This is a genomic window from Rugamonas apoptosis (genome assembly GCF_014042355.1).
Taxonomy (GTDB): domain Bacteria; phylum Pseudomonadota; class Gammaproteobacteria; order Burkholderiales; family Burkholderiaceae_D; genus Rugamonas; species Rugamonas apoptosis.
Window position 1 is genome coordinate 76,532 of the sequence record NZ_JACEZU010000018.1, and the last position, 6,000, is coordinate 82,531.

5 protein-coding genes are annotated in these 6,000 nt (G+C 64.6%); 4 read left to right on the plus strand and 1 reads right to left on the minus strand.

All coding sequences use genetic code 11. From position 1 onward, the window contains the following. Positions 1-55: 55 nt before the first annotated feature. Positions 56-2,260, plus strand: coding sequence for a GGDEF/EAL domain-containing response regulator (locus H3H39_RS26125; RefSeq protein ID WP_182157319.1), 2,205 nt, complete (start codon positions 56-58; stop codon positions 2,258-2,260). Positions 2,261-2,298: 38 nt separating this feature from the next. After that, a complete protein-coding gene (locus H3H39_RS26130) occupies positions 2,299-4,131 on the plus strand; it encodes a DUF885 domain-containing protein (RefSeq protein WP_182157320.1) in 1,833 nt (610 codons plus the stop codon). A gap of 22 nt (positions 4,132-4,153) precedes the next feature. On the opposite strand, the gene H3H39_RS26135 is transcribed toward H3H39_RS26130, so the two are convergent. Further along, positions 4,154-4,768, minus strand: coding sequence for a hypothetical protein (locus H3H39_RS26135; RefSeq protein WP_182157321.1), 615 nt, complete (start codon positions 4,766-4,768; stop codon positions 4,154-4,156). 248 nt (positions 4,769-5,016) lie between these two features. Between H3H39_RS26135 and H3H39_RS26140 the strand changes: the two genes are divergently transcribed. Beyond that, positions 5,017-5,448, plus strand: a complete 432-nt coding sequence (locus tag H3H39_RS26140) for a hypothetical protein (RefSeq protein ID WP_182157322.1) — start codon at positions 5,017-5,019, stop codon at positions 5,446-5,448. Between the two features lie 374 nt (positions 5,449-5,822). Next, positions 5,823-6,000 (plus strand): transposase (locus tag H3H39_RS26145; protein WP_182157323.1); only part of this gene is annotated, 178 nt, incomplete at its 3' end.

The window sequence follows — 6,000 nt, forward strand, 5'->3', positions numbered from 1 at the left end:
CCGCACGGCGCCGTGGCGATGCGCCTGTCATTCATCACGCTGAGAGAGTTTTTGCATGCACCGGGAAATGGCGGAACAATACACCAAGGGCGAAGTACTGATCGTGGAGGACACGCCGGCTTCGCTCAAGCTGCTCAGCGACCTGTTGACGGAGGCTGGTTACTACGTGCGCCAGGCGCCCAATGGCGAACTGGCCCTGTGGACAGCCCAATCGCGCCCGCCGGAGCTGATCCTGCTCGACATCCGCATGCCCGGTATCGACGGCTTCGAAGTATGCCGCCGCCTCAAGGATTCGCCCGAGCTGCGCCATGTGCCCGTGATCTTCCTGTCGGCCCAGCATGATACGGACGACAAGGTGCGCGGCTTCGCGCTGGGCGCGGTGGACTTCATCGCCAAGCCGTTCCAGGCCGAGGAGATCCTGGCCCGCACCGACGCCCATGTACGCCTGGCGCGTACCCAGAAGGCGCTGGCCGACGAACGCGCGCTGCTGGAACAGCGCGTCAGCGAACGGACGGCGGAACTGGCCAAGCTGGCCGACTCGCTGGAACAGGAAGTGCGCCAGCGGCGCGCCAACGAGGAATTCCTGCGGCTGGCCAGCCAGGTGTTCGAAGCCACCCAGGACGCCATCGTCATCACCAACGACCAGGGCGGCATCCTGGCCGCCAATCCCGCCTTCACCCGCATTTCCGGCTACGGCGCCAAGGAAGTGGTGGGGCGCGGCGTGGGCATGCTGCACGCGGGCGGCAAGGACGCGCCCGGCTTCCAGGCCCTGACACAGTCGCTGACGGCGGCCGGCCACTGGTCCGGCGAGATCATGGCGCGCCGCAAGAACGGCAGCACCTTCCCCGGCCTGCTCAGTATTTCCGTCGTCAAGGACGAGGACGGCAAGCTGATCAACATCGTCGCCGTGTTCATGGACCTCACGGAGCGCAAGGCCGAGCAGCACCTGATCGACTTCCTGTCCAACCATGATGCCCTGACGGGATTGCCCAACCGCCTGCTGGCGCGCCAGCGTTTCGAACACCTGCGGGGCGCGGCCAAACGCGAAGGCCAGTGCGTGACGGTGATGTGCCTGGACCTGGACCGCTTCAAGAGCGTGAACGACACCTACGGCCCGCAAATGGGCGACAAGGCGTTGCAGGCCGTGGCCCGCTTCCTCAACGACACGGTGCGCGAGGGCGACACGGTGACGCGCCAGGGCGGCGACGAATTCCAGATCATCCTGCAGGACGATCCCAAGTGCGGCGGCACCTTGCTGCTGGCCCAGCGCATCCTGGCCGGGCTGCGCACGGAACTGGTGATCGATGGCCAGTCCATCGCGCTCACGTCCAGCATCGGCATCGCCGTCAGCCCCACCGACGGCGACAGCCTCGATGAACTGGTGCGCAACGCCGACACGGCCCTGTACCGGGCCAAGGAGACGGGGCGCGACAACTATGCGTTCTTCACCGAGCGCATGGACGCCGAGATCCGCGACAAGCTGGCGATCCAGAGCCAGCTGCGCGGCGCCATCGCGCGCGACGAATTCGAGGTGCATTACCAGCCGCAGATCTGCCTGCGCACGGGCCAGATGGTGGGCGCCGAAGCGCTGCTGCGCTGGGATAACCCGGTATTGGGCAAGGTACCGCCCAACCGCTTCATCCCGCTGGCCGAGGAATACGGGCTGGTGAACCCGATCGGCGAATGGGTGCTGGAGAGCGTGTGCGCCCAGATCAAGGTGTGGCACGACCAGGGCCTGGGCCAGATCAAGGTGGCCGTCAACCTGTCGGCCGGCCAGTTCGGCCACGACAGCACGGTGCCGTTCGTGGAAGGTACGCTGCGCCGCTTCGGCATCCCGCCCGCCTGCTTGGGACTGGAGATCACGGAAGGGACGGTGATGGGCGACCCGGACAAGGCGGTGGCTGCGCTCAAGCGCCTGAAAGACATCGGCGTGAGCATTTCGCTGGACGACTTTGGCACCGGCTATTCCAGTCTCGGTTACCTGAAGCGCTTCCCGATCGACGTGCTCAAGATCGACAAGTCCTTTGTCGACGACGTCACCACCAACGCCAACGACGCGGCCATCGCCTTGTCGGTGATCTCGCTGGCGCACAACCTGAACCTGCGCGTGATCGCGGAAGGGGTGGAGACGCGCGAGCAGGTGGATTTCCTGGCCCAACGCGGCTGCGACGAGATGCAAGGCTATTATTTCAGCCGTCCCGTGGGCGCGGACGCGTTCACCGTGCTGCTGCGCGAGAAGCGCTGCGTGCCCGACCTGTGATGCTTGAGTACTCAAGCAATTCATCCTCCTGGAGTGTTATGGAAAACAAGATCGGCGCCGCCGGCGCCCGCTCGTTCGCCTGTCTGTTTGCCGGTTTGCTGGGTGCCGCCGGCGTGCCCACAGCCGCTGCTGCCGGCGCTGCCGCAGCCGCTACCGTGGCCAATGTACCGGCGTCCCGTCCGGCCGCCGGTCCGGCCGACGCCCGTTTCAAGGCCATCTATACCCAGGAGTGGAAGTGGCGCCTGACCCAGCGCCTGGAAGACGAGGAGGATGACGACAGCGGCGTGCGGCCCGACCTGCCGCATGTCGACCCGGCCACCCAGCAGGCGCGCCTGGCGTACTGGGAAGCGGTGCTGAAACAACTGGATGGCATCGCGCCGGCCCGCTTGTCGGCGCCGGAACGCATCAACTACGCCGTGTACCGCGCGCAGATCGCCGCGCTGGTGGCCGGCCAGCGCTTCCGCGAATACGAAAAGCCGCTCAACGCCGACAGCGCGTTCTGGTCCAACATGGCCGACGAGGGGCGCAAGCACTTCAGCACGGAGAAGGAATACCGCGACTACCTGAAGCAGCTGGCCGAAGTGCCGCGCTACTTCGCCGAGGAGACGGCCAACCTGCGGGCCGGCCTGGCGCGCGGCTTCACGCCGCCCAGGGTGACGCTGGTGGGGCGCGACAGTTCGCTGACCTCCGTGACGGAAGCGGCCACGCCGCAGGACACGGTGTTCTACACCCCGTTCAAGAGCATGCCGGCCACCATCGCGGCCGCCACCCAGGACGAGTTGCGGGCCGCCGCCGCGCAAGCCATCGCCACGTCCGTGCTGCCGGCCTACCGCGCGCTGCTGGACTTCATGCGCAACCAGTATGTGCCCAACGCGCGCGAGGCGCTGGCGGCCGAGAGCCTGCCCGACGGTAAAGCGTATTACCAGTCCAAGATCGTGGAATTCACCACCACGGCGCTGAGTGCGGACCAGATCCACCAGATCGGGCTGGACGAAATGGCCAAGATCCGGGCCGAGATGCAAACCACCATCGCGCAGACGGGATTCACGGGCGAGCTGCCGGCCTTCCTCCATTTCCTGCGCACGGACCCGCGCTTTTACGCGAAGACGCCGGAAGAACTGCTGATGCGGGCGGCCTACATCGCCAAGAAATTCGATGGCAAGGCCGGCCAGTACTTCGGCTACCTGCCACGGCGCCGCTTCGCCATCACGCCGGTGCCGGTCGACCAGGCGCCGTTCTACACGTCGGGTCGGGGCGGGCCGGGCGTGTACCTGGTCAATACCTACGATTTGCCGTCGCGCGCGCTGTACAGCCTGCCCGCGTTGACGCTGCATGAATCGGCGCCCGGCCACGCGTTCCAGATGCCGGTGGCGCTGGAGCAGAAGGGCTTGCCCCAGTTCCGGCGCGCCTATATTTCGGCCTACGGCGAAGGCTGGGCCCTGTATTCGGAACGGCTGGGCACCGAGATGGGCATCTACGAAACGCCGTACGAAACTTTCGGCATGCTCAGTTACCAGGCATGGCGCGCGGCGCGGCTGGTGGTGGACACGGGCATCCACGCCAAGGGCTGGACCCGGGCCCAGGCGCAAGCCTATCTGCACGACAACACAGCCCTGTCGGAACACGAGATCGAGACGGAAGTGGACCGCTACATTTCCTGGCCCGGCCAGGCGCTGTCCTACTATCTGGGCGAGATGGCCATCATCAACGCGCGCAAGAAGGCTGAAGCGGCGCTGGGCGCGCGCTTCGATATCCGCCATTTCCACGACACGGTGCTGCAACTGGGCTCGGTGCCGCTGCCGGTGCTGGCGGCGCGCATCGACGCCTTCATCGCGGACGGCGGCAAGAACCCTTATCCGCAGCAGGAGTAAGGGCGGCGGGCGGCGCCATGCCTCACAGGTGGCGCAGCGTGCCCAGTAAACGGGTGCCCGTTTTAATCACCGTGGCCGCCGCTTCGGCTGTCATATCGGTGCCATGGATGGCGGCATTGCAATCTTGCAGCACGCTGTTCAGGTTCCGGTCCTGGTCCGGGTCCAGCAGGCGGGCCAGCAGCAGGGCGTCGGCCAGTTGATGGATGGGCGCGTGGCGCGTCTCCAGCGGTAATTTGCGCACTTGCGCGATACGGCGCAACTCGCCTTCCAGGTCGATGCGCAGCTTGGCCAGCGCCAGCGCCGGATCTTCCTCCAGTAAATCGTCGGTGGACGGGCCCCAGGGCGTAGGGCTCTGGCGCCGTTCGCGCCGGTCCGGCAGGCCATCCATGGCGCGCGCCTGGCCGGGCGGCGTCAAGCGCCGGTCATTGGATGGAAACTGCACCAGCGGCGCATTGGCGCTGTTTTCCACCGTGCTGGCGAAGCTGGACAGAGCGGCCATGGCGGCCAGGCCCAGCAACAGCATGGATGCCTGCTGCAAGCCTTGCTCCAGGGGCAGGCGTACGGTTGAAGTGAGTACGGCGGCGGCGATGGCGGCCAGCAGGATACCGAGCGCCAGGTTGATTCGATTTCTTTTCATCACATCCTCCTCAGGGGCGGATTGCGCACCTCGCTTCATCTTAGTCCAGAAACGGTGCGATGGCACTCATCCGACGGTGACAAAGTACGCATTTTCGTAGTAATAATTTCGATAATATTGGCGCCGTGGCAGTATTGCGCTCCCGTTCACGTACGGCGACAACACGGCCCACCCGTCCCATTGCCACCGTTTTCCAGGAGCCGCATGCGTCTTGCCGTCGTCCCCATGTCCGTCCAGGCGGAGCGCCCATGATCGGCACCGCCATCCTGCTGAGTGCCGCCGGTGTCGCCTCGCTGCTGTGGGCCAGCCGCAGCGGCCCCTTGTTGCCGCTGCCGTTCAGCGCCCGTCATTCCCAACTGAAAGCGTGGCAGCGCCGTTTTCCCGATGCCCCGCGCGAGGCCGTGGCTGATTTCCTGGCCGTGTTCTGCGCCGCGTTCGCGCTGCGCCATTATGAGAAGGAATTGCTCAGTCCAGATGACCGGGTGCTGGGTATCCATCGCGCCCTGTATCCGGGCGAGCGCAGTGCCGATTCGCCAGAGCTGGCGGAGTTGGCCATATCGTTGCGGCAGCGGTATGGCCTGACGGTGGGTGAAAGGTGGGGCGAGGATGTGACGCTGGCGGGCCTATTCGAGCAGACCGGCCCGGGTGGGGTGCGGGGGCAGTTGGCGCGCAGCGCCTGATGCGGCGATTAATCAATTTCTGAACCCACCAACACCAATATCGTTTGATCACGAGCTGAAGGTTGCTCGTTATATCAACGCGCTCTTGATCGATTCCAACGCATTCCCATAGAAGGCGAACAACAATTGTCGAACTACCTGACAGTTCACCTGGAGAGCGAAAATGGCAATCGACGTTTATCAGCATATTGCTGGCTGTCGTTGCCAGTCGCCACAAACCTGCGTTTCGAGACTTTGCAGAGTGTCTTCATACAAACGGTTTGCCAAAGAAGGCAGTGCTTGGTGCGGTCGTGCGCAAACTGGTGCACTTGATGTTTGAATCGCCACGAGTTCTATAGACACTCCTGAGCCATAATTTAGGCAAAGGAGAAATCATGAGTGGGAAGCGTTACACGGAAGAATTTAAGGTCGCTGCGGTCAAGCAGATTATTGATCGCGGGCACCCAGCGGCCGAGGTCGCTGAACGGCTTGGTGTCAGTGTCCACAGCATCTATGCGTGGACAAAGCGGTATGGTGTGCCCGAGGTTGAACGTAAAGCCCAGGACGCCCAAT